The organism is Mucilaginibacter sp. PAMB04274, assembly GCF_039634385.2.
GTDB lineage: Bacteria > Bacteroidota > Bacteroidia > Sphingobacteriales > Sphingobacteriaceae > Mucilaginibacter.
Map to the genome: position 1 here is coordinate 5,306,760 of NZ_CP155081.2, position 22,478 is coordinate 5,329,237.

Annotated in this window: 12 protein-coding genes; 1 reads left to right on the top strand and 11 read right to left on the bottom strand. The window is 42.3% G+C overall.

What is annotated here, in order from left to right:
* Positions 1–8 precede the first annotated feature (8 nt).
* From ABDD95_RS22735 to ABDD95_RS22745, 3 genes are all read right to left on the bottom strand, one after another.
* On the bottom strand, positions 9–1,358 hold the full coding sequence (locus ABDD95_RS22735; RefSeq protein ID WP_345949659.1) for a sugar porter family MFS transporter: 1,350 nt from the start codon (positions 1,356–1,358) through the stop codon (positions 9–11).
* 147 nt (positions 1,359–1,505) lie between these two features.
* The gene (locus tag ABDD95_RS22740) at positions 1,506–3,026 is read right to left on the bottom strand and encodes a RagB/SusD family nutrient uptake outer membrane protein (protein WP_345949660.1); all 1,521 of its coding nucleotides are present in this window, start codon (positions 3,024–3,026) and stop codon (positions 1,506–1,508) included.
* A gap of 16 nt (positions 3,027–3,042) precedes the next feature.
* Entirely contained in the window at positions 3,043–6,222 is a 3,180-nt protein-coding gene (locus tag ABDD95_RS22745; protein WP_345949661.1) for a TonB-dependent receptor, read from the bottom strand.
* Positions 6,223–6,673: 451 nt separating this feature from the next.
* On the opposite strand from ABDD95_RS22745, the gene ABDD95_RS22750 reads away from it, so the two are divergent.
* On the top strand, positions 6,674–7,567 hold the full coding sequence (locus ABDD95_RS22750; RefSeq protein ID WP_345949662.1) for an AraC family transcriptional regulator: 894 nt from the start codon (positions 6,674–6,676) through the stop codon (positions 7,565–7,567).
* Between the two features lie 56 nt (positions 7,568–7,623).
* Here ABDD95_RS22750 and ABDD95_RS22755 read toward each other — a convergent pair whose 3' ends face one another.
* From ABDD95_RS22755 to ABDD95_RS22790, 8 genes are all read right to left on the bottom strand, one after another.
* The gene (locus ABDD95_RS22755; RefSeq protein WP_345949663.1) at positions 7,624–8,223 is read right to left on the bottom strand and encodes a hypothetical protein; all 600 of its coding nucleotides are present in this window, start codon (positions 8,221–8,223) and stop codon (positions 7,624–7,626) included.
* 229 nt (positions 8,224–8,452) lie between these two features.
* The gene (locus tag ABDD95_RS22760; protein WP_345949664.1) at positions 8,453–10,297 is read right to left on the bottom strand and encodes a PQQ-binding-like beta-propeller repeat protein; all 1,845 of its coding nucleotides are present in this window, start codon (positions 10,295–10,297) and stop codon (positions 8,453–8,455) included.
* Positions 10,298–10,322: 25 nt separating this feature from the next.
* Complete coding sequence (locus ABDD95_RS22765) at positions 10,323–11,837, bottom strand: family 10 glycosylhydrolase (protein WP_345949665.1); 1,515 nt, start codon at positions 11,835–11,837, stop codon at positions 10,323–10,325.
* A gap of 67 nt (positions 11,838–11,904) precedes the next feature.
* Positions 11,905–13,617: a RagB/SusD family nutrient uptake outer membrane protein gene (locus ABDD95_RS22770; RefSeq protein WP_345949666.1), complete on the bottom strand. Its 1,713-nt coding sequence runs from the start codon at positions 13,615–13,617 to the stop codon at positions 11,905–11,907.
* 21 nt (positions 13,618–13,638) lie between these two features.
* Entirely contained in the window at positions 13,639–16,908 is a 3,270-nt protein-coding gene (locus tag ABDD95_RS22775; RefSeq protein ID WP_345949667.1) for a TonB-dependent receptor, read from the bottom strand.
* Positions 16,909–16,966: 58 nt separating this feature from the next.
* Positions 16,967–18,202 (bottom strand): DUF1343 domain-containing protein, encoded by a 1,236-nt coding sequence (locus ABDD95_RS22780; RefSeq protein WP_345949668.1) that lies wholly within the window; start codon positions 18,200–18,202, stop codon positions 16,967–16,969.
* Positions 18,203–18,219: 17 nt separating this feature from the next.
* On the bottom strand, positions 18,220–19,068 hold the full coding sequence (locus ABDD95_RS22785) for a phosphodiester glycosidase family protein (RefSeq protein WP_345949669.1): 849 nt from the start codon (positions 19,066–19,068) through the stop codon (positions 18,220–18,222).
* A gap of 592 nt (positions 19,069–19,660) precedes the next feature.
* Positions 19,661–22,459 (bottom strand): insulinase family protein, encoded by a 2,799-nt coding sequence (locus tag ABDD95_RS22790; protein WP_345949670.1) that lies wholly within the window; start codon positions 22,457–22,459, stop codon positions 19,661–19,663.
* Positions 22,460–22,478: the final 19 nt, after the last annotated feature.

Consider the following 22,478-nt stretch of genomic DNA (forward strand, 5'->3'; position numbering starts at 1 on the left):
AAATTCGTTTAATGGCTTACGAAATTGTTCTCCAATTCTTCCAGGGTCTGCCCTTTTGTTTCTTTCACCCGTAGGCGAATGAAGAGGAAGCCCAGGAAGCAGATCACAGCGTATAAGTAAAACGGGCCATAAGTACCCAACTTTTGCGCGAGGATAGGGAACGTAAAAACCAAAATAAAGTAAGCTCCCCACAAGGAAACGATGGCAACCGAAGAGGCTACGCCACGTATATGATTAGGGAAAATTTCTGAGATGAGCACCCAGGTAACTGGTGCTAAAGAGGTTGCATACATACCAATAGCCAATAAAACCAGTACCGATACCAAACCGGGGCTGGCATGGTTTTGCAGAAAGTAAGCCAATAACAAGTAAATGATTGACAAACCTAATGAACCAATTAACATGAGCGGGCGCCGGCCCAGTTTATCTACCTGCCACATAGCCAATAAGGTGAACAGCAAATTAACCAACCCAATAGATACCGTTTCAAACAACTGGCGATCCAAACTGGCGCCCACCGATTCAAATATGGTTGACGTATAATTGAACACTACGTTAATGCCACACAGTTGCTGAAATACGGCCAACGTAACGCCAACAATAACTGCCGGACGCACAGCTTTAGAAAATACCGCACGGTAAGAAGGCTGAACGGTGTTGCCGTTTAAGGAGCGGCTAATATCGCTCATAGTAGCGCTTACATAAGATTCTGAACCTATTTTTTTAAGGACAGCTACCGCTTTTTCTTCTTTGCCAGCCTTTGCAAGCCAACGCGGACTTTCAGGCAACCATACTATACCCAGCAAGAAAAGTCCTGATGGAATAACGCCCATGCCAAACATCCAACGCCATACTTCGGGCCCGTTACCGGCAATTATGTAATTGACCAGGTTAGTGACCAGAATGCCAATTACAATAGTTAACTGATTAATGGCAACGTTACGCCCCCTAACAGAAGCGGGCGATACCTCGGCAATATAAAGCGGGCTGAGCATAGAAGCCATGCCAACACCTATGCCTGCGGCAAAACGCATAACCACAAACACCGAAAGGCTCCATGACAGGGCCATGCCTACAGAAGAAACTGCAAATACGGCCGCAGCAAGCATTAGCCCGGGCCGGCGTCCGTAACGGTCGGCAAGTTTACCTGCTAATAAACAACCAACAATACACCCCAGCGCCAATGAGCCGGTCAAAAAACCTTCCCACCATACATCAAGTGCAAATGCTTTACGTAAAAAAGGAAGCGCTCCTGAAATGACAGCAAAGTCAAATCCGAAGAGATATCCTCCTAAAGCCGAGATAAATGAGATGCCCACAACATAGGTACTATTGAAGCGACTTTCGGAATAAGACATTATTAAAGCAGTTTAACGAATATAAAGTAACAAACGACGCCTGTATGGCGAATGAACATATTTGGCTAAGCGCACACACAAACTTATCTGACAAGTAAGAGCATCTATTAAATACAGCCTTCCTGAAACGGAAGGCTGTATTTAAAATTAGTAACCGAAATTTTGCGTCCAGTTAGAACGGGTTTTCAGCTCGTTTTGCGGAATGGGCAGTAACAAATCCTTTTTAGTAGGAAGTTGTCCGTTAAGTTTGGAATGATAGTAGGCGGCAAATGCAGCTAAGGTGCTGATAGCTTCTGTTTCGCCCCAGCGTACTAAGTCAAAGTATCTCCGGCCTTCGCCTATAAACTCAAACTTCCGCTCCCGTTTAATATCATCCAGCGTTGGGTCTGCAGTTAATACAGCTAAGCCTGCCCTTGTACGTATGGCATTAACATACTGCCTGGCATTTCCGGCTTTACCATCGCGAATCAGCGCTTCAGCATACATCAGATAAACGTCAGCATCCCGAATAATCGGAAAGTTTCTGGGCTGATCGTTCCATGCTTTAATTTTGGTATTAGTTGGGTCTTTTTCTAAAAACTTGGTAACAATGTTTCGCGGAACGAACACCCGGTTGGTAACTGTGCTTACTGCGTTGTAGTAACCGGTGTCAATACTGGCCGGAAAGCGAAGATCTTTATTGGCTTTCATTTGTTTAACCACGGCACTATCTACACGCACATCCTGCCCCTGTACAGTATAAGTTGAATACAGCCACTCTGGAAACGGTGAACCTGAACTTGCACCACTAGTGGTATAAGCGCCCAGGCTGGAACCTGTATTCAATCCGCCCGAGGCAAACTGAATGGAGAACAGATCGTATTTATTTTCGTTAGCAAGCGTAAATATTTGCGCATATACCGGCGAAAAGCGGGCCGATACATCACCAATGATACTTGCATAAACCGCCTCAGCCTTTGCATAAGCTGAGGCATCGTTCATTGGATAACCGGCCATGGTCATATAAACCTGGCCCAACAGGGCATTAGCTGCCAGGCTACCTACCCGGCCTGCATCTGCACCGGTATAAACCTTCTGAAGATTTGCGGCCGCATATTGTAAATCGGCAATAATTTGTGCATAAATTTCGGTTGCAGCAGCACGCGGCTGTGAAACAGCCTCTGAGTTTTCAACTGGTGTTGTAATTAATGCAACCGGACCAAAGGAGCGCACCAGTTCGGCATAGGCATATGCCCTTAAAAATCTAGCCTCTGCACGGTAGCGCATATATTCGCCTTCCTTAGTGTAATACAAAAGATTATTAGCTTCTTTGATAATTTGATACAGCCTCGAAAATATGGCTGATACTGTGCCGGATGTTGGTGTAGTAAGGTATTTTCTCAATTCCAGCTGATCGTTCTGAGCCGAAGTTTCACCGGCAATGTACAGCAAGTCGGAGCGGTTCTCAGACGCCAGCCAAAAATAGTCTGTTGCAAAATCTGTATTGGTACCATTTCTGCCCAACCTTGCATAAATGCCTATTGCTGCCTGCTTTATCTCAAGTTCATTTGAGTAAAAGTTACCAGAAGTATTATTTTCAATGGGTGCTATATCGATGTTCTCTTTGCACGATTGAATCAGCATAGCTGAGCTTGCCAAAACAATTAGATACTGTTTAAATGTTTTCATGCTTTTAAAATTGCTGTTAAAAAGTTGCGTTCAGCCCAAAAGATAGTGTCCTTGCCAATGGGTATGAGCCCCAATCAGCCGATCCGTTATCTTGCGTGGCGCCTTCAGGAGAATAACCCGGGTAGTAAGAGTCCCACAGGTAAACATTGTCACAAGAAGCATATATTCTTAACCGCTTAAATGCCTTCTTTAATACCGGAAGGTTATAGCCTAATGCAATATTCTTGATTCTCAGGTATGCTGCACTGTACATCCAATTAGTATCATACTGGCTTGTAACTGCCGAAAAGAAAGCAGGCACTTTTCCGTTTCCGGGCTCAGCTTCAGACCAGTAAGCATCCTTCAACCAACTATTCATATATTCATAACGGGTATCGTTAGTTGCCCTGTTCCAGGCTCTAGATCCGATTGATAAAAGATCGCCGCCAACACGTCCCTGAACCAATACGGTCAGGTCCCAGTTTTTATAGGTCCAGGTGTTGGTAATACCAAAATCAAACTTGGGTTGATAATTGCCTGCAACTACATAATCATTAGCATCTATCTTACCATCGTTGTTGGCGTCCATATACTTGGTATCGCCGGGCTTTTGACCAGAATAGATAGGTATCTTTGCAATAAAGTTACCGCTTGCATCTTTGTTAAAATCAGCTTCGCGCAATACCCCTGTTGCTTGCAACAGATAGAAGGAGTTGATAGGATAACCTACCCTTTGTATAACGGTATTTCCCTGGCCTAATTTTATATCTGCATTATCGTTAGTTAAGGCGGTAATTTTATTGCGGTTGATAGATACGTTTAACGAGGTATTCCAACGGAACCCTTTATGAATCACGTTAACCGTATTCAGCTCTACTTCAAAGCCCCGGTTTTCAACGCTGCCTATGTTATCATACATACTCGAAAACCCTGTTGATAGGGACACAGGTGCATTGAGCAGCAAATCGACCGTCTTTTTGTAATAAGCATCCAACGACAGGCTTATTCTGTCTTTCAATAAGCCTACGTCCAAGCCCAGGTTATAACTATCTGTTTTTTCCCAGCGCAATTTGGAGTTAGAAATATTACCCACTACAAAGCCGCTGGAAACTGCCTGCGCATCGCCTAAAGGATAATTTAGCGCAGCCATGCTCGATAGGAATGCCGAGTTGCCTATACGGTCGTTCCCGGCCTGTCCCCAGCTAAACCGCAGTTTTGTTGTTCCCATCCAATTTACATTCTTCAGGAACGATTCTTCGCTGATAACCCATCCTGCAGAAAGGGAAGGAAACACGCCCCATCTGTTATTAGGCCCAAATTTAGATGAGCCATCTGTACGTAATGATCCGGCAAATAAGTACCGGTTTTTAAAACTGTATTGTACCCTTCCGAAGTAGGAAATTAAAGCATTGCTAGCACCATATATAGTATTGGCATTTACTGTTGTACCACGGGTGATATCAAAAATGTACGTCTTATCATTCGGAAAGCCGGTTACAGATTGATTAGTGGTCTCTTCCTTATAGGTTTCCTGCGATGCACCCAGCAAGAAGTTTAAGGAATGCTGGCCAATATCTTTTATATAAGTAGCTGTAGCCTGATATAAAAGACTGTTTGAATTTAATGTGTTTTTAGTAGATGTGGACAACTGACCCGGGGTTGCCGAATCCCAGGTGGGCTGTATCCAGGTGGGACTATAGGTTCTTTGCGAATTACCGCGGTAGTTCCAACCTATGAGGCCATTAATATCCAAACCTTTAATGATATTGACCGTGGTATTAAATGCACTGTTTAAACGAACATCGCTGTTTACGCGGTCATTATAAACGGCTTGCACATAAGGGCTAACTACATTTGGGCCCGGGCCCCAGCCATCGTAGTATTTATAAGGCGATGCGCCGGCCATTCTTCCGGAACCTGTAAGTACCCAGCCCGGATAACTGAGTGCACGGGCAACTGCATTGTCTTTACCATCTACATTGGGTCCTTTTATTGTACCAATAGAGGGTGCTAAGGTAAGCCCTACTTTTACCCGGTCACTTAATTTTGCTTCAACGTTTGAGCGGAAAGAGTAACGACTGTAAGAAGAACCCACCACGATGCCATCCTGCCGGTAAGCACCGCCAGATATGGCATAGTTTACAATATCATTAGCGCCAGATGCACTAATTTGCAAATCATGAACAGGAGCGGTACGCAAAACCTCATCCTGCCAGTCAATTTTTTCTAATGCACCATTGCTCCAATAAGGATCGTAAATGCCATAAGTAGCGCGAATGCCTAAAAGATCGTTCCTTGTTGTATAGGTCTTCCCGTCTGTACGGCTTGCATAAGCAATACGGTCTGCCTGGCTTACGCCCGCACTTTGTCCAGTTTTTAAAACCCATTGCCGGTCCAGCCACTTTTTGTTAAATTCAATCCACTCGTCAGAATTCAACACCTGTACTTTTCTTTCGGCTGAGGCAAGAGCTGTATAAGCCGAAACCGAGAGGGCTGGTTTTCCTGTCTTGCCTCTTTTGGTGGTTACCAATACTACGCCATTTGATCCGCGCGATCCGTAAATTGCAGCTGATGAAGCATCTTTCAGCACATCAATAGACGCAATATCGGCAGGATTTATACCTGATAAATTATCTAAAGGAACCCCATCCACCACATATAACGGTGCAGCACTACCTGATATAGATGCAGCTCCACGTACATTCACCGTAATGTCTGAACCTGGCGAACCGGAAACATTCCTAACCTGCACACCCGCCAATTGCCCCTGTAAAGCTTGCTCAACACGCGTAATTGGTCTTTCGTCTATCTGTTTATCAGTTATTTTGGCTATAGCCCCAGTTACATTACCCTTTTTTTGTGTTCCGTATCCTACAACTACAACATCCTGCAAGCTCCTCTGGCTTGTTTCGAGATTTACGTTCAACGTTGGGCCGGTAACTGAAATTTCCAATGAGCTGTAGCCGATACCGCTAAAAACCAGCACAGTGCCATTGGATGCATTTACTCTGAATTTCCCCTGCGCATCTGTTAAAGTTCCGCGCGTTGTGCCCTTAACAGTAACCGAAATTCCCGGAATCCCATCCGGATCGTCTTTGGACGTGACTCTTCCACTTACCGATCCTTCCTGGGAAAAAAGCTTTAACGGAGTTAGCCATACCAGCAAACACGCTAATATGATACTCCCAATTTTGATCTGAAAAGTAAATTTTCTCATAATAATGGGTTCAAATTTTTAATTGGTTTAAAACTGGTGTGTTGCATAAAGCAAATCACCGATTGCTTAGCTGCAACAGTCTTAAGTATCTTTAAACATCGTAGGTTAAATTGGCAGGCTAAATGTATTCGGTATTAGCGCAATAAAAAATGGATAAGAGCTCCTTAATGATGGATTATTTTACCATATATGCTTACTGTATTTGTGCAGCTACAGTCACTTACCCGAGTAAAACTGCCCCTTTTAATAAGATTTAGTAATTATTATGTATTGATACTTTTGTTTAAAAATTACAACTATTGGTACATGTGTGTATCTAATACGAAATATCTCAACTTTACAACCTAAAGGGGCAACACGTAATATTTATTTTTTAAATAAACTATAGTTATAACCTAGATGGATTATATAACTTAGTATTTATGAGTTTGGCTGCAAAAAATTTATGCTGATGGCAGGCACTAGTATTAAAAAGGTAAAAGAAGGATTTATAGGGCAAAGGATGATTGTGGTTCCTCCTGATGTTAAACGGTTAGTTGGAAAGAACGAGCTTATCAATGATTTGAACCTCACCGCAATCGGACATTATCCTCATGCCAGTTTCCATGATAGAGAGCGAAAACTGGGCACTAACCAATATATTCTGCTGTACTGTACCGAGGGGAAGGGCCTGATTGAATTGGAAGACCAAAAAATCTTGATGCGCCCTAACACATTTTTTGTTATCCCTAAAAACGTTCCTCATCATTACCAAAGCTCGGTTCAAGACCCCTGGACGATATACTGGATACATTTTAAAGGCAAAAAGGCTGATTTAATCTACACACGCTACCTTAACCGTACCCTTACCGATGGCCTGGCAATTCCTTATACTTTAAACCGAATACAAACATTCAATGAGATTTACCAACTACTGGAGCAAAGCTACCATCCGCTGGTAATGGAGATTATAAATATTAAGCTACTGGAATTTATTGCATCATTCGTTTATGATGAACAAATTAATCCGGCCGTTCTTGAAGATGATGCCATAACGCATAGTATCCGTTTTATGAAAGATAATATCAGGCAGCTATTTACAGTAGACAACTTGGCTAAACAGCAAAATCTTTCGGTTTCACATTATACCAGGTTGTTTAAAACCAAAACCGGCTATAGCCCTATTCAGTACTTTAATCAGTTGAAAATCCAGTTATCCTGCCAGTACCTGTATTTTAGTGACCGCAAGATTAAAGAGATTTGTAATGAAATTGGGTTTGTAGATCAGTATTATTATTCGCGCCTGTTCAGGAAACTGATGGGAATTTCTCCTGCTAAATACAAATCACAGAAAAAGACTGCCTGACGGTGCTGTCCATTTCATGATTGTTGAGTACAGTTGCATTCAATTACAGTATTATCTTACGGTGTATAGGTTTTAATCACCCTATCTAACACCGTTCTGAAATTGGTTTCATAGCTTGGTTTTACGCTGTTATTAATCAGCACCAAGTCTGTATTTTCAACCGGCTTTCCATCTTCAACCATATAGGTTTTAGATAAGAATAATGTTATTTGTGGTTTAACATTTTTCCACATGTAGGCAGAACCACTTAGATAAGGTTTTTTGTTTTTGTCTTTCCTTTGTGTTTCAGCTTCGAGCACTACGGGCTTTCCATATTTCGCAAATACATATTTATTTATAGCCTTTGACGCGGCGTCTGTTTCGAAGCCAATAATAACACCAACCAGTTTCTTTTCCTTAATAGAGTTTAGCAAAAATGAAACGAAACAATGCTCGGTAAGATTGGCCGGACCGAAATGATAGCCGGCAATGTCATACGTAGTATAGGCGGGTAAAGACGTTAAAGGCTCTATAGGGTCGGCAGACTTTTTATGGTTCTTAACAAGAATCCTTGGGTCTTCTTTAAAGGTGAGTTTTTCCAAATCAAGTTTCGCTTGTGCAAAACACGAAAACTCAACGGATGCTAAAAATAAAAACAGGAGCAATTTAAGCAGCATAAGCAATTAGTATACAATACCATAACACCTGCTCGCTCTTTTTGTTAACACGATACTTAGCATGAAAACTACATTATGTGAAGTATTAAATTGACCGTGCCTTTCAGCATTTTGAATGATTGTGGTTAGACCAACTTAATTTTTTCAACAATCCCCAAAAGCTAGGCTATGTGCAGTGTTTTAATTATCTCGCTATGGCATTATATATAATACCATAGCGAGAAGGATACTACTGCTTACCCAGGCAAGCAACAGCACCATCTGTAGTACTTACGTATACTTTACTGTTTAGCGGTAAAACTGTATTCACCAAACAATTAGAAACTTTGTATTTCCAAAGGGTTTGGCCGCTATTACGATCAACACCATATACTATACCCGAATGTGTTGGCACAAAAACAACGCCTTGGTCTTCTACTATAGCCGAAGGGCAAAGCTCATATGGTAATTGCAAAGTTGATTTCCAAGCTACCTGCATTGAATCGGCAACAGGTGAAATGCCTAGTAGGTTACCATCCATTGTTTTTACGTAAATGAGGGAACTATCAGCAGAAATGCCCATCGACTCCCTCACTCTTAATTTCGGATCTTGTTTGCGCCATATTACTCTGCCTGTTGAAGCATCGAACGCTGTCATGTAGCGATCGGGCGCTACAATGAAAACCCTGCCGTTAGCAGCAACCGGGTAACATGCTGCGGGCGAAAACATACGGTTGCCAGAGCCATTGTTCCATTTCCAGATCAACTTGCCGGAGTTTACGTCTAAAGCGTAAAAGTCGTTAGCCCAGCATCCGAAGTAAATGATATTCTTATAAATTAAAGGCTTGGTTACCACAAAGCCTTTTACTTCGTTATAATCCCACTTCAGCTTTCCGTTATTTAAGTAGATGGCTCTAAAATGACCATCTGAAGCACCTATAAAAACAACATTATCCTTAATTACAGGCGAAGCTACAATAGCCTTTTCGGCCGGTGCTTTCCAAACTAATTTACCGGTAATGGCCGACAGGCAGTAAACGTTCTGATCAGAGGATCCGGCAACAACATAATTTCCGGAAACCGCCGGTGTAGAGTAAATTTTTCCTTGAGTTGCATAAGACCATAAGCGCTTTCCGTTATCCTTGTTCAAAGCATAAATTAGCCCTTTGGTATCGGTTAGAATAATTGCGTTTTTATGTATAGCCATGCCCGAGCCTATATCACTTTGATCTTGATAGGTCCATACCGGCTTTACCCTTGTTAGTTTTTGATTTACGGCGTAGGAAGGCCTATAATAGCGGGCAGTGTCCTTATCGAACGCCCTTTGCATTAAGGCCACTTTTGCCCAAGGCTTATTAGCCTTTATTATTGGCTTACGTTCTTCGAAATAAGCTGTGTTATTATCAAAAGTAACAATGTTATATCCTCCAATGCTGTCTTTAGCCCGCAGGTTAGACCGACCCATAACACCAGGAATACCATCAAAGGTATATTGGTGGTTTTGATGACCGTGCCCGCATAAAATAAGTTGTACGTTTTTCTTTTTTAACCTGTCTATTACGTTGTACCAGTTATTTTGGGCAGAGTCTTGGGGGTAATGGTTCAGGTACACTACAGGTGTTTGCGCTGGTGTGCTTTTTAAAACCGAATCGAGCCATACAATGTTTTCACGCGGTACCTGGCCCGGCCCCATCCGCATATTCGGACCCGAACTTGCGCCCGTAAACAAGTATCCTCCATGATTAAAAGCAAAAGTTTCGGCACCAAACACCCGGCGAAAAGTGTTACTGCCACTCTCTGACCAATTTGCATCATGATTGCCCGGAATGATGTACCATTTTTTATTCAAGCTATCCAAAATTTGTTTAGCTAAGGCTAGTTCAGCGTCGGCTCCAAATTCTGTAATATCACCCGTTATCACCACAAATTTAAGCTCATCATTGGCGTTAATATCCTTAACGGTCCTGCGCAGATCTTCGGCCGCTGTTTGGTTACCAATATGCGTATCAGAAACAAAGGCAAATTTAAATGACTGTGCATTTGCAATACTTACTAACAGTAAGAAGTATAAAAACAGAATTAGCTTTTTATTCATATCAATATCTTAGATGAGAGCGTGTTTATCTTATTTTGAGTACAGCTGGTTTGCTTGAATAACCTTCATTTTTAAGGCGATCGAGAGCAGTAATAACATACTTGCAACCATTGGAAGCGGTTGTGTCAGTATAAGATCGCAAGGTTTTATCAAAACTGATCTTGATAACGTTTTGCGGTTTATAAATATCTACCTTTTCCCCTGCTTTAAAACGGTAAATTACATAGCCATATACATTTGCCGGTCTTTTGCTGTATTGCCAGGTTAACTGTGCTTTACTATTACTATAGACTGCCTTCAAGCCGCTAGGTGCCATTGGTACCGATTCGCCCAACCAAATCATTTGAGGAAGCAAAGCAGGGTACTTGTAAAAATTGGCGCGTAAAGAGTCTTGAAATCCGGCAAGGTTATCGGTAACTGATTTTGAACTGAAGTATACGCTTCCCTGAACCCGGGCATTTTTACGTAATGCCCTTACCTGGTTAGGTAATTGCTGCTTGTCACGCCAGCCCTCGCGATTTTCCATAGCACGGTATACGGCCTGCCCAATATATACATGCTTATTAAAGGCGTTGTTGCTCCACCATTCCAACAGCTTTTCGTATGGTGCAGCCGGGTAGTAAAACGGAAAATAAATTTGCGGGTTCACGTAATCAACCCATCCGGCCTGCGTCCATCTGCGGGCATCAGCATATAATGCGCTATAACCCGAAAGGCCGTTAGATACCGACCCATTAGGATCGTCCTTTAAATTACGCCATATACCAAATGGACTTATGCCAAATTTAACATGCTTTTTAGCGGCATGAATACTGTCCGATAAAACATGGATAAGGGTATCGACATTATGGCGTCGCCAATCATTAATGTCATTAAAACTCGTTCCGTATTGTGCATAGGTAGTTGTATCAGGCAATTTATCCTTACCCGGGTACGGGTAAAAATAATCATCGAAATGTACCCCATCTATATCATAGCGATGTACCACATCCATTATTATGCTGATGATGTACTTCCGAACTTCTGGTAAACCGGGGTTAAAGTACTTTTTACTCCCGTAAGTAAAAAACCATTCCGGATGTGTACGGGTAATATGATTGGCGCTAACATTTGAATCGGCCAGATCATTGGTAGCACGGTACGGATTAAACCAGGCATGCAATTCCATAGCCCTTTTGTGAGCTTCATCTATTGCAAACTTTAACGGATCATAAAACGGTTGTGGTGCAAGGCCCGGTTTGCCAGCAAGGAACAAGCTCCAGGGCTCTTTGCTGTTTGCGTATAAAGCATCAGCAGAAGGTCGTATTTGCAGCATAATAGCATTAATGCCGCTTTTTTCATGCTCATTTAAAATCTGCACAAGTTCTTGCTGCTGTGCGCCCGATGCCAATCCGCGCTTGCTTGGCCAATCAATATTCTGAACCGTGGCTATCCATACCCCCCTAAATTCGCGTTTTGGAGGAGTTTGCGCGTTGGTTATGTTTGGTATAATGAAAAGCCCCAATAATAGAGCTAAGGTGAGGCATGGCAATAGTCTCATAGTATAATGTTTTTATAAAGAAAACCCTTCATGGTATTGGCCATGAAGGGTTTTAAAATAACTGTATTTACCAGCCTGGATTTTGCTTTAAATCCACACCTTGATCTTTATAAAGTTTGATCTGATCTATTGGCAACGGACTTAAATATACCCGCGGATCATTAAATATCCGCTGCGTTTCGGCCCTTGGCGCAGGAATAATATATCCCTGGGTTGCGTTGTTCTGGATGGTTACAGTAGTGCCCGGGTAATCAGCCTTGTTAATCCATGCACCTAAATTAATATCAGGATTAGCCTGGGTATCCAGGTATTCATATTTTTTCCACCTGCGTAAGTCACTGTTCCTGAAACCCTCCATCATCAATTCAACCCTGCGTTCACGACGTATTTCCCATATCATGGCCGGTACAGAAGGGTCTCTTTTGGGATCATTGTAAACTACATTGTTTACCGCCGGCAAACCACCAACTACCTGTAAATTGGGCATATTAATGTTAGCCCTTTTGCGTAATTTATTTACAGAATTGTCAAGGTCGGTTTGTGTTAACGTACCCAGTTCGGCGCAAGCCTCGGCATAATTAATGAGTACCTCGCCCAAACGGATTACAGGTGCTTGTGTATCATTCAAGCTGCTATTACCATTGGTCAGATCCTTGATGTCCTCGTTTAAGAACTTTAAGGTAGAATAGCCTGAAGTAGAATAATTACCCACTTTACCCGGCAGCCTTATATCGTTTGTAATGGTTGCCCGCAAACGTGGATCTCTGTTAGCCATCACATTGTTGATAGTCTTATCTCCTTGGTACAAGGGTGAAATACTAATAGGTAAACCATCACTGGCTAAATAAGCCTCAACAGCGTTTTTAGAAACACCGGTTTGCGGCTCCTTATTAACATAACTGTTTAAGCTGTGCGTAAGCAAGCCGGTTTGATATCTCCTGTAAAGAATAATCTCAGTATTATTAGAAAGTTCAAGTGAATTAAACAGTTTACGGTAATCTGCAGCAAGTGTATACCCTCCTTTGGTCATCACTTCATTGGCAGCAAATTTAGCTGCTTCGAGGTATTCGTTAGCTTTTGCTGCATTGTTGTTTTGGTATTTTTGCCAGGTACCTTCAAATAAGAACACTCTTGACATAAAGGCTAAGACTACATCGCGGTTTACAATAAGCTTCTGCGGACCTACAGCGGCATCTACAACACGAACATTAGCAGCAGCGTATTTAAAGTCGGCTAGCACACTGTCCATAACCAGCGTACGAGAGTCACGAGGCTTGTATAAGCCAGCATTATCATCTTCAGCCAACACAGTATTAATCCATGGAAAATCTCCATAAGCTTTTACTTTGTTAGCATATTCAAGCCCTCTAAAAAAACGCCCTACACCTGTCCAGTTGGCTTTAGCTTCTGCAGACATAGGCACCCTTTTAATACGATCTATGAGGATATTAGCTCTTCTTATATTAGTAAATGTCCAAGCAGTACCAGTGGCACTAGTAGGCGCGTTTCTGGTCAATACTGTTGGCGTAGTAGGAGCAAAGTCGTCGTTAAGAGATTCTCCGGAAAAATAACCGCCCCAAGTTAAGTCAAATCCGGAAGCATAACCCGGAAAAAACGTTGGATAAAATGCATAAGCGAATGTTTTGACGTTGCCTTCGCTAGTCCAATAAGTGTCATCAGTAAGCTCATCCAATGGGTATTGGGTTAAAAAATCGTCGGTCTTTTTACATCCGAAGACAATTAAAATTATACCAACAAGTAAATATTTCAGATTTTTCATAATTATGTCTTTTTGAAATTTTTAAAACGTAACCTGCAATCCTAATGAATACGTTTTTCTGTAAGGGTATACACGACCAAAGCCGGCACGGTCATTGTTTAACTGCGTTTGTGAAAAATCAATCTCCGGATCAACCGGAATGTCTCCTAAATGATCGAATGTTAAAATGTTTTCGCCACTGAAGAACACTCTCAACCTTTGAACCTTAATGCGCTGTGTTAAGCTTGCGGGTAGTGAGTAACCTACGTTTAAGTTTTTCAAACGAAGGTACGCCATGTTTAACAAGTACCGGGTTTGCGGCTGGAAGTTCCACCTGTCAACAGTAGCGCCGTAATCTGTAGGTCTTGGGTAAAAAGCACCCGGGTTTTCTGGAGTCCAGTAATCCATTTGGTTGGCATACCAACCCTCGGCTGCTCTGAAGCCTGGAAATACGGTTGGCCCACTTGCCCAAAGATCACGTTTAGCTACCCCTTGAAAAAAAACGTTCACATCGAAGCCTTTCCAATCTGCACCGACCCTTAAGCCATACAGATAGCGTGGCGTTGAATTACCTATGACTTTTTGATCGCCTGGCTTATCAACTGTATTACTACCAAAGTCGATAACTCCGTCACCATTTATGTCTTTATATTTTACATCGCCAGGACCAAAGTAAAATGAACCGCTTTCTAATATAGCTTGCGACGGCACACCAGGCGCATATACATATCGCCCAGAAGTATTTTTGCCTGCGAAGTCACTTTCAGTAAATAGGCGATCCGTTTCGTAACCCCAAATCTCGCCAAGTTTCATACCTTCATAATATCTATCAATAGGGTTCAATTCTGCTATTGGCGTAGGCAGTGTACGGGTTGTATTAGCAAACTTTGTTATTGTTTCAGTAGCATCTGATAGAGTACCGGTAAGGTTTATATGCAAACCATTTGAAAATGAGTGGTTGTAATCGATAGCCAGCTCCCATCCCTTTCCTTGTAATTCACCGTAGTTACGCTTTGGAGCTGTTGCCCCAAAAGAGCTTGGCAGGGTTACCCCATTTGATAACATGTTATTTGTTGTTCTCTTAAAAACGTCAAAGGTTAATCCAAGCTCGTTATTTAAAAACCTTACGTCTATGCCTAAGTCTGCGGTTCTAACAGTTTCCCACGTTAAAGTTGGCGATACTGGCCTTGGAGAGCTGATGGTTACTGTATTTGTACCCAGTATCCAACCAGAATTGGATGGTGTCATTACAGGTAAAAATTGGTTGTCACCTACCACTTGGTTACCTACTGAGCCGTAAGAACCTCTAATCTTCAGAAAAGATAACCATGATTTTGTCTTCTGCATAAACGACTCTTCCGTGAGTACATACCCTGCTGAAGCAGACGGAAAAAATGCATATAGATCATTAACCGGGAAGCGTGAAGAACCATCATAACGACCGTTTAACTCCAGTAAGTATTTATTTTTGTAAGCGTAATTGATACGTCCGAAATAACCTAAAGTAGAGAAGTGATCGTGACTACCTCCTACAAGCGGATCGCCAGTTGTTAAATCAATCTCACCATAATTTCGATCAAGTAGATTTTTTCTTTCAGATGAATTACTGGTAAACTCGTTATACTCTATATCGCCGCCTAAAATTGCTTTAAATGAATGATCACTAATAGTTTTATCATAGGTTGCAAATAGTTTTCCTGTATTAATACGTGTCCAGGCAGAATTGTAAACCACTTTATTGAAAGAAGCATTTTGATATGCTGTATAGTTTAAGTTGGTGCCGTTAAATGACCAAAAGTCATAAGCGGAGGTGTTACCGCCCGTTTGATGTAAATGAGAATCGGTACCGGTATAATAATAATCGGCGTTTACGGTTAAGCCTTTAGCCAGTTTAAACGTACTACCCAATTGGATGCGGGCTGTACTACTCTTGGTTTCGTCCATTTTGGCCTGTTCTACCTCGGTAATAGTACCTCTGAAAGGCAAACCATTAAAAGTACCATAAGGGTAGTTGGATGGCCAGCGGTACAGGTAATAATAAGGGCCATATTGCGAACCGGAGAACGAGAACGGACTAGTGGCTTTTGTATTAGAAAAGATAATTTTTCCGCGTAAGTCAACCCATTGTTTAGGGCTTGCGTTAACGCCTAAGGTAAAGTTATAACGATCAAACTCGTCGGGGTTGACCTTTAACACGCCCGACTGCCCTAAATAGCCAACGCCGAGGTTATAATTAATTTTTTCGCTGCCGCCGGTTACGCTTAGGTTGTGTGTTTGCTGTGGTGTCCAGTCGCGCAGATACAATTTAGCAGGATCCCATGTACGATAAAAATATAAGTTGCCACCTGTAATATCAAAATCGCGACCCTGTACCATTTCACTACCTAAGTCCTGACCTAAATATTTTTGTTCCCAATCGCGCATTTTAGCTATGGCACCAGCGTCAACCGTATATCCTATTACTTTAAAGTTGGCCGTGTTAGGGCTAAACCGCTGCAAAGCCAACAAGGTAGCCTGCGAGTTTTCAGAAGCAAGCGACATTTTAGGCGTATTTAACGGTGCTGCCCAAGCCAGGTTGTTTGAATAGGTAACAGTGTTTGTACCATTTCTTTTACCGCTTTTGGTTGTAATTAGTATTACACCAAATGCCGCACGAGTACCATATATAGATGCCGAAGCTGCATCTTTCAATACCGAGATAGACTCAATATCGTCGGGGTTAATAAGCTGCAAACTTGGTATCTCGGCGTTATCCACCAAAATAAGCGGTGCTGCACCACCGGCACCTGTGTTAACTGATCCTCTTAAACCACGTAACCTGATCTTGGGGTCTGTACCAATATCGCCGGTTGCGGTAGTTATGGTTAAGCCCGGCACAACACCTTGTAAGCCGCGGCCCACATCAGTAATTGGCCTCGATTGTAGTGCTTTTGTGTCAACAGTGGTTACGGCACCTGTTAAATCGGCCCGCTTTTGTGTGCCATAACCTACCACAACCACCTCGTTGAGTGATTTGGTATCGGCACCAAGTTTTACATTGATCACATTGCTGCTACCTACTGTAATTTCCTGATTTGAGCTTCCGATAAAACTAAATACCAGCACCTGGCCGTTAGCTGCCTGTATGGAATACATACCGTTAACATCGGTCACGGTGCCATTAGTTCCTCCCTTTACCTTAACTGATACGCCGGGCTGCGGATTTCCGTCATCGGCGTTAGTTACTTTACCGCTAATTGCTTTTTGCTGTGCAATAGCCTGCACCGACAAAAACAATAGCGCAAAGAACATCCTAAGTAGCTTTTGTTTCATAATTTTTGTTTAGCGTTAGTTAATCTATTTGTGTTATAGTGTGTAGGCTGTTGATAGCTTAAGGATATAAAAGATAAAGCTGGCGCATTTTTTTAAACTGAGATAAACCCGGTTCCCAACTTGCCCTGATTTCTTCCTCCGTTTTACCGGCAATAATCTGTTCTTTTAAAGTTGTTGTGCCGGCCAGCTTATCAAAGTTGCCCATTTGCTTACTTTGCTTGTAATCAAAAAACTTATCTTTAAACGGATAGGCCTTGTACATCTCAATAAGCCAGCTTAAGTTGACCCGCTTGCTTTTAATGAGCTTTTTGGTGTCGTATTTTCGCAGGTCGAGGCCAAAGCATTCCATGTCCTGAAAAAGCGGTGTTTCGCTCATTCCGGATATACTTTTTGGCGTAAAGGCAAATTTATATTGCCCTTTCAGATCAGGGTTTCCCAACACGGTAAACGGAAAGTAAGTACCCCTGCCCTGGCTAATAATAGTCCCCTCGAAAAGGCACAATGAAGGATATAATAAAATAGATTGCTGCGTATTGAGGTTTGGTGACGGATGTACCGGTAAAGTATAAGGCATACTGTGCTTATAATTAGCCAGTGGAATAATTTTCAGCTTGCATTTTATTCCATTAGCCATCCAGCCCTGGCCGTTTATCATTTGCGCATATTCGGCCACAGTCATACCGTGTGCAATAGGTACCGGATGAAACCCGATGCCCGATTTCAGCTTCATATCCAGCACAGGCCCGTCAACCATATATCCGTTAGGGTTGGGCCTGTCCAGTATCATCAATTCTTTGTTATTTTCGGCACAAGCTTCCATTACCCGATGTAATGTAGCTAAGTAAGTATAATACCGCGCGCCAACATCCTGCAGGTCATATATCATTAAATCAACCGCTGCCAAATCTTGTGCGGCCGGCTTACCTGATTTGCCGTATAAGGAAACTACTTGTATACCTGTTTTAGGGTCGGTACTGTCATCTACATGTGCACCATTGCTGGCATCGCCTCTGAAGCCATGCTCGGGACCAAATATTTTAACAATGTTTACGCCAAGCGCTTTTAAACTATCAACACTGGCCTTATCACCAATACGCGACGACGGGTTAACCACCATACCGATGCGCTTTCCCTTTAAATAAGGTAAATATTTCTCGGTTTGATCTGCGCCGGTTATAAGCGATTTGGCAAAAGTACTTGGCTTGGAATTATGGAGTAAAGCTTGTGTTGGTTTGCTATAATTATGCCAGCTTGCCGACACAATTATTAAAACAGAGAGTATTGTTATTTTCATAATTCTCGTTTATTAAATCACTTGCGTTTCACCAGCACAACGTTAGCTACCTTACGCTGTGTTTTATGGTCCCATTTTCCACCGTCAGATGGGTAGTTAACCACCCCGTCTTTGCTTTCCCATAGTGTTGTTGAGCCACCACCGTCAAGGTTTACGCTATCACTGCAATGGAGCCAGCGTAATATTTTTCTTAATTCAAATAAGCTAACTCCCGCAGAATTTGCGCTCCTTCCATCAACCGTTATAAGCAATACGCGGTTGTTATCGGTTAGGGCGACCGCCGACCGCGGGTGCCGAAGAACATTAAAACTGGCAGAATCCAATGCCACCTGTTTGTTATCATGTAAGAGCAACGGCCCGGTTAACATCACATCTTCACCATCTAATTTTTTTTCCCAATCAGCACTACCGTCCCATTCCGCAATACTTAGCTTGCCGTCCTTTATTACTAAAGCCGCTTGCTGATGCCTTGCCCGTTTGTCTCCTTTTTCTAGCCGGTTCTGATTGATAATCTGGCCATCTGATTTAATAAAATCAACCGAACCGCCATTCTTAACGTCAAAGAAAGTTCCGTTGATGGCTGCTATGGCATGCTTGTCGCTTCCAAAATCACTGGTTGTTCTCTTTTGCTTTGGCTCGTAAGCCAGGTCGAACTTCGTTTTGCGTCGGGCTTTAACTTCGAGAACAGATATAAATTGGTTCGATTTAAACAAAGATTTGCCTCTAAACCAAGCCTGCTTTAAATGAATGCCAGGACCAAGCCTTTTAGTATCCCACTCAATCCGTTTAAAAATAACGGAATCGGTTTGAGCAGATGCAAAAGCAATATTTAACGTTAAAAATGTTAGCACCACAATTAAACGCATACTATTAGATTTGGCTATTTAGTTAGAATTAAGGCAATAATGACGCAAAAACATGCAACGTCTAAAGATCTTTCTTTTCAAATATATAGAATAAGCAATTAAAGAATACAACTTTTTGCTGCTTATTTTTACAACCGTGCAAGAAAACGCATTTTAATGCGCTTTTCATCCCAGTTAATAAACAGCACATTAATTATGTGTTAAGATCAAGTTGATAAACTGTTGACTTTCTGCTTTTTCATACTTCTCTATTGAAAAAAGAATTGTGATACTATGGTTATCTCTTAGGCTCACTTAGATTATAGCAGAATAAAACGAACAGTAAGTGTGTGTAAAAAGCTTTACGTTATCCGCCCTACATACACAGAAAAAATAATCCAAAAAAAGAGCCTCTCAAATATGTTTAAGAGGCTCTTTTTGTTAGAAAATAGAATTGGCAAAAGTTGACACTCTTCCATTACCTTAAGAACGTTGCAATCAAATTAAACTATCAACAAGTTACCTTGCCTGTTCCTTAGAAAAACTATTTGCGAGAGCCTTATAGATATTTGCCTAATGTGATTACTTGCAATGTTTACTAGTTAGGTGCCGTTTAACGCCGTTCGGTTTCGGGCATAAGCACAAACCTGATATAATTTTTTCCGTTTAGGTATTTCTGGGCTGTACTTTTTAAGCTTTCGGTAGTGATAAATTGCAGGTTAGCTGCATAGTTATCTAATCCTGTGAGTGACTCATTGTTTTGTAAGGCTCCGCTTAAGTAAGCTAACCAAAACTTGTTGGTTTTAACTTCGGTTTCGTGGCTGCGTTGCGCTTCGGCTTTATACTTATCAACATTTACCTGGGGCGGACCCTGCGTTTTTAATTTATTTACCTCATCTAATGATGATGCTATCAGCTTGTCGACATTTTGCGGCGCACAACCAAAAGTAATTACGAAGCTATAACGCGGACTAGGAACTTTGCTTGCCCCAGCGTAAGCGCCAGGTGTATAAACGCCGCCCTCTTCTTCGCGCAGGCGTTCCAACAGCCGAAACTGTAATGTCTCTTTCAATGCATCTAACTGTAATTTTTCTTTATCGGTATAATTAAAATCGCCGGTAAAAAATAACTGCACAGTCGCTTTTTGTTCGGTGCCTTTGTAAATATTTTTTTCAAATCGTCCCTTTGGAGGGTAGATATGCAGGTCTTTAGCCTGCGTTCCACTGCTTTTTGCCGGTAATGATGCTACATACTTTTCAAGCAAGGGTTTAATAGCTTCCATATCAATAGCACCAACAAAGGTATATACCGTGCCTGCGGCGTTAGCAAAACGCTCCTGATAAATTTGGTAGGCCCTGTCCAAGTTTACCTGATCTAACTTAGCCAGTGTTGGCGGTGTGCGGCGTATGTTATAGTTACCCAAAAATGCGCTCACTGAATCTTTGAAAACCGTACCCGGATCGCTGCCCCGGTTTGCCAAGGCTGCTTTAGAACGCTGAATGATGCTTTGAAATTGGTTTACATCTTTACGGGGCTCAGTTAAAAAAGCATACGCGAGTTGCAAGGCCGTCTCCAGGTCTTTTGGAGTTGCACCTCCGGTAATTCCCTGACTGCGCTCACCAATATACGGTTGAACCGCTAACTGCCTGCCAGATAAAAATTTGCTTAATTCTGTCAAATTATAATTGCCTGCACCAAACGATGGAATAATTAATGAATTAGCAGCACTTTGATAGTCGGCATCATTGTATAACGATGTCCCCCCGGCAGAAAATGAATTAAACAGAACTTCATTATTTTTAAATGGTGTTGGTTTTAGCACCACTTTAACACCATTGCTAAGCGTTAACGTGGTTGTTCCTAAATGCTCGTCCTTTACTTCTTTAATGATTTTTCCAGATATCGGTGCTTTAGTAAGTAGAGACAGTGTACTTACCTGATCATTGTATGGCTTAAGGCTTTCGGTTTCAACATCCTTTAACCACGCAGTTACTGTTGCTTCAGATGGTAATCCGGCTTTATCCTTTTCGGGCGCCATTAGCAGGATGGTGCGGTTATCTTCCCGAATGTAAGACTTAACTACCCTGCTTAGTTCGGCTAAATCAATTTGCGGCAAGGCTGATTTAGCCAGTTCATATTCGGCATCGATACCGGGCGCAGCTTCGTTTTTTAAGAAGTAAGCCAGGTATTCATTTACATAATTGTCTGAACTCGTTTTGTTCTTTTCTTTTAAAGATGACTCCATCTGGTTCAGGAAGCTTTGTTTTGCACGGGCTAACTCCGTAGCGGTAAAGCCAAAGCGTTTAACCCTTTCAATTTCGCGCCATACAGCCTTCAGTCCCTTTTCCAGCCCTTGTGGTTTAACCGATACACTTGCACTAAAATTTTTAAGATCACCTAAAAAATCGCCAATGTATGCGCCGCCCTGAATGTAAGGGGGTTCTGCTTGCCTCAACAATTCGGCGCAACGAGCGCCAAGCATGTTATTAAAAAGCCTGTTAACAATTTCTGCTTTATAATCTGAAACGGTTGTTAAATGGTTACCAGGAAGTTTGATGATTACCTGCGCCACAATGGAAGTCATTTCAGGATCCGTAACGGCCTGAAAGTTATTCTGGCCGGTTAGCGGTATCTTATATTCAATCCGTGGTTGCTCAGAGGCCGGGTTTTTCAGATCGCCGAATTTATCTTTGATGGTTTGCTCCATCTGGTTTACATCAATATCGCCCACCACAATCAATGCCTGCAGGTCGGGGCGGTACCAGGTATGGTAGTATGCTTTAAGCGTTTCGGTTTTAAAGTTTTTCAGTACATCATCGGTACCTATGGGCAGCCTGCTGGCATAGCGCGACTGGTTAAGCAGCATTGGAAAATACTGATTGCGCATGCGCTCTTGTGCACCTTTACCCAGCCGTTTTTCCTCCAGTATAACACCACGTTCTTTGTCAATTTCTACCGGATCCAGCGTGGCATCTTGCGCCCAGTCTCGCATTATTTGGATGCCGTTTTGCAATATCTCGGGTTTATCGGTTGGTAGGGGCAACTGGTAAACTGTTTCGTCAAAACTGGTGTAGGCGTTCAGATCAGCACCAAAGCGTACCCCCGATTTTTGCAGATAATCAACCAATGCATTTTTGGGGAAATGCCTGGTACCGTTAAAGCTCATATGCTCCATAAAGTGCGCAAGCCCTTGCTGCTCGTCTGTTTCCAAAATCGACCCTACTTTGTTCGCCAGATAGAATACAACCCGATTCTTTGGTTCTTCGTTATGACGGATATAATAGGTAAAGCCATTGGCCAGCTTACCGGTACGCACCGCCGGATCCAGCGGCAATGGTTTCTCTTGTGCCAGCACATGGCCGGTTAATAAAAAAGTTCCGGCAATGGCCAGGTAAATGTTTTTTAATTGCATGGTATCAATTACGTTTGAC

Coding starts and splice junctions, on each gene's coding strand:
- ABDD95_RS22735 (WP_345949659.1), bottom strand. CDS start 1,358: ATGTCTTATTCCGAAAGTCGCTTCAATAGTACCTATGTTGTGGGCATC.
- ABDD95_RS22750 (WP_345949662.1), top strand. CDS start 6,674: ATGGCAGGCACTAGTATTAAAAAGGTAAAAGAAGGATTTATAGGGCAA.
- ABDD95_RS22755 (WP_345949663.1), bottom strand. CDS start 8,223: ATGCTGCTTAAATTGCTCCTGTTTTTATTTTTAGCATCCGTTGAGTTT.
- ABDD95_RS22765 (WP_345949665.1), bottom strand. CDS start 11,837: ATGAGACTATTGCCATGCCTCACCTTAGCTCTATTATTGGGGCTTTTC.
- ABDD95_RS22775 (WP_345949667.1), bottom strand. CDS start 16,908: ATGAAACAAAAGCTACTTAGGATGTTCTTTGCGCTATTGTTTTTGTCG.
- ABDD95_RS22780 (WP_345949668.1), bottom strand. CDS start 18,202: ATGAAAATAACAATACTCTCTGTTTTAATAATTGTGTCGGCAAGCTGG.
- ABDD95_RS22770 (WP_345949666.1), bottom strand. CDS start 13,617: ATGAAAAATCTGAAATATTTACTTGTTGGTATAATTTTAATTGTCTTC.
- ABDD95_RS22790 (WP_345949670.1), bottom strand. CDS start 22,459: ATGCAATTAAAAAACATTTACCTGGCCATTGCCGGAACTTTTTTATTA.
- ABDD95_RS22760 (WP_345949664.1), bottom strand. CDS start 10,297: ATGAATAAAAAGCTAATTCTGTTTTTATACTTCTTACTGTTAGTAAGT.
- ABDD95_RS22745 (WP_345949661.1), bottom strand. CDS start 6,222: ATGAGAAAATTTACTTTTCAGATCAAAATTGGGAGTATCATATTAGCG.
- ABDD95_RS22740 (WP_345949660.1), bottom strand. CDS start 3,026: ATGAAAACATTTAAACAGTATCTAATTGTTTTGGCAAGCTCAGCTATG.
- ABDD95_RS22785 (WP_345949669.1), bottom strand. CDS start 19,068: ATGCGTTTAATTGTGGTGCTAACATTTTTAACGTTAAATATTGCTTTT.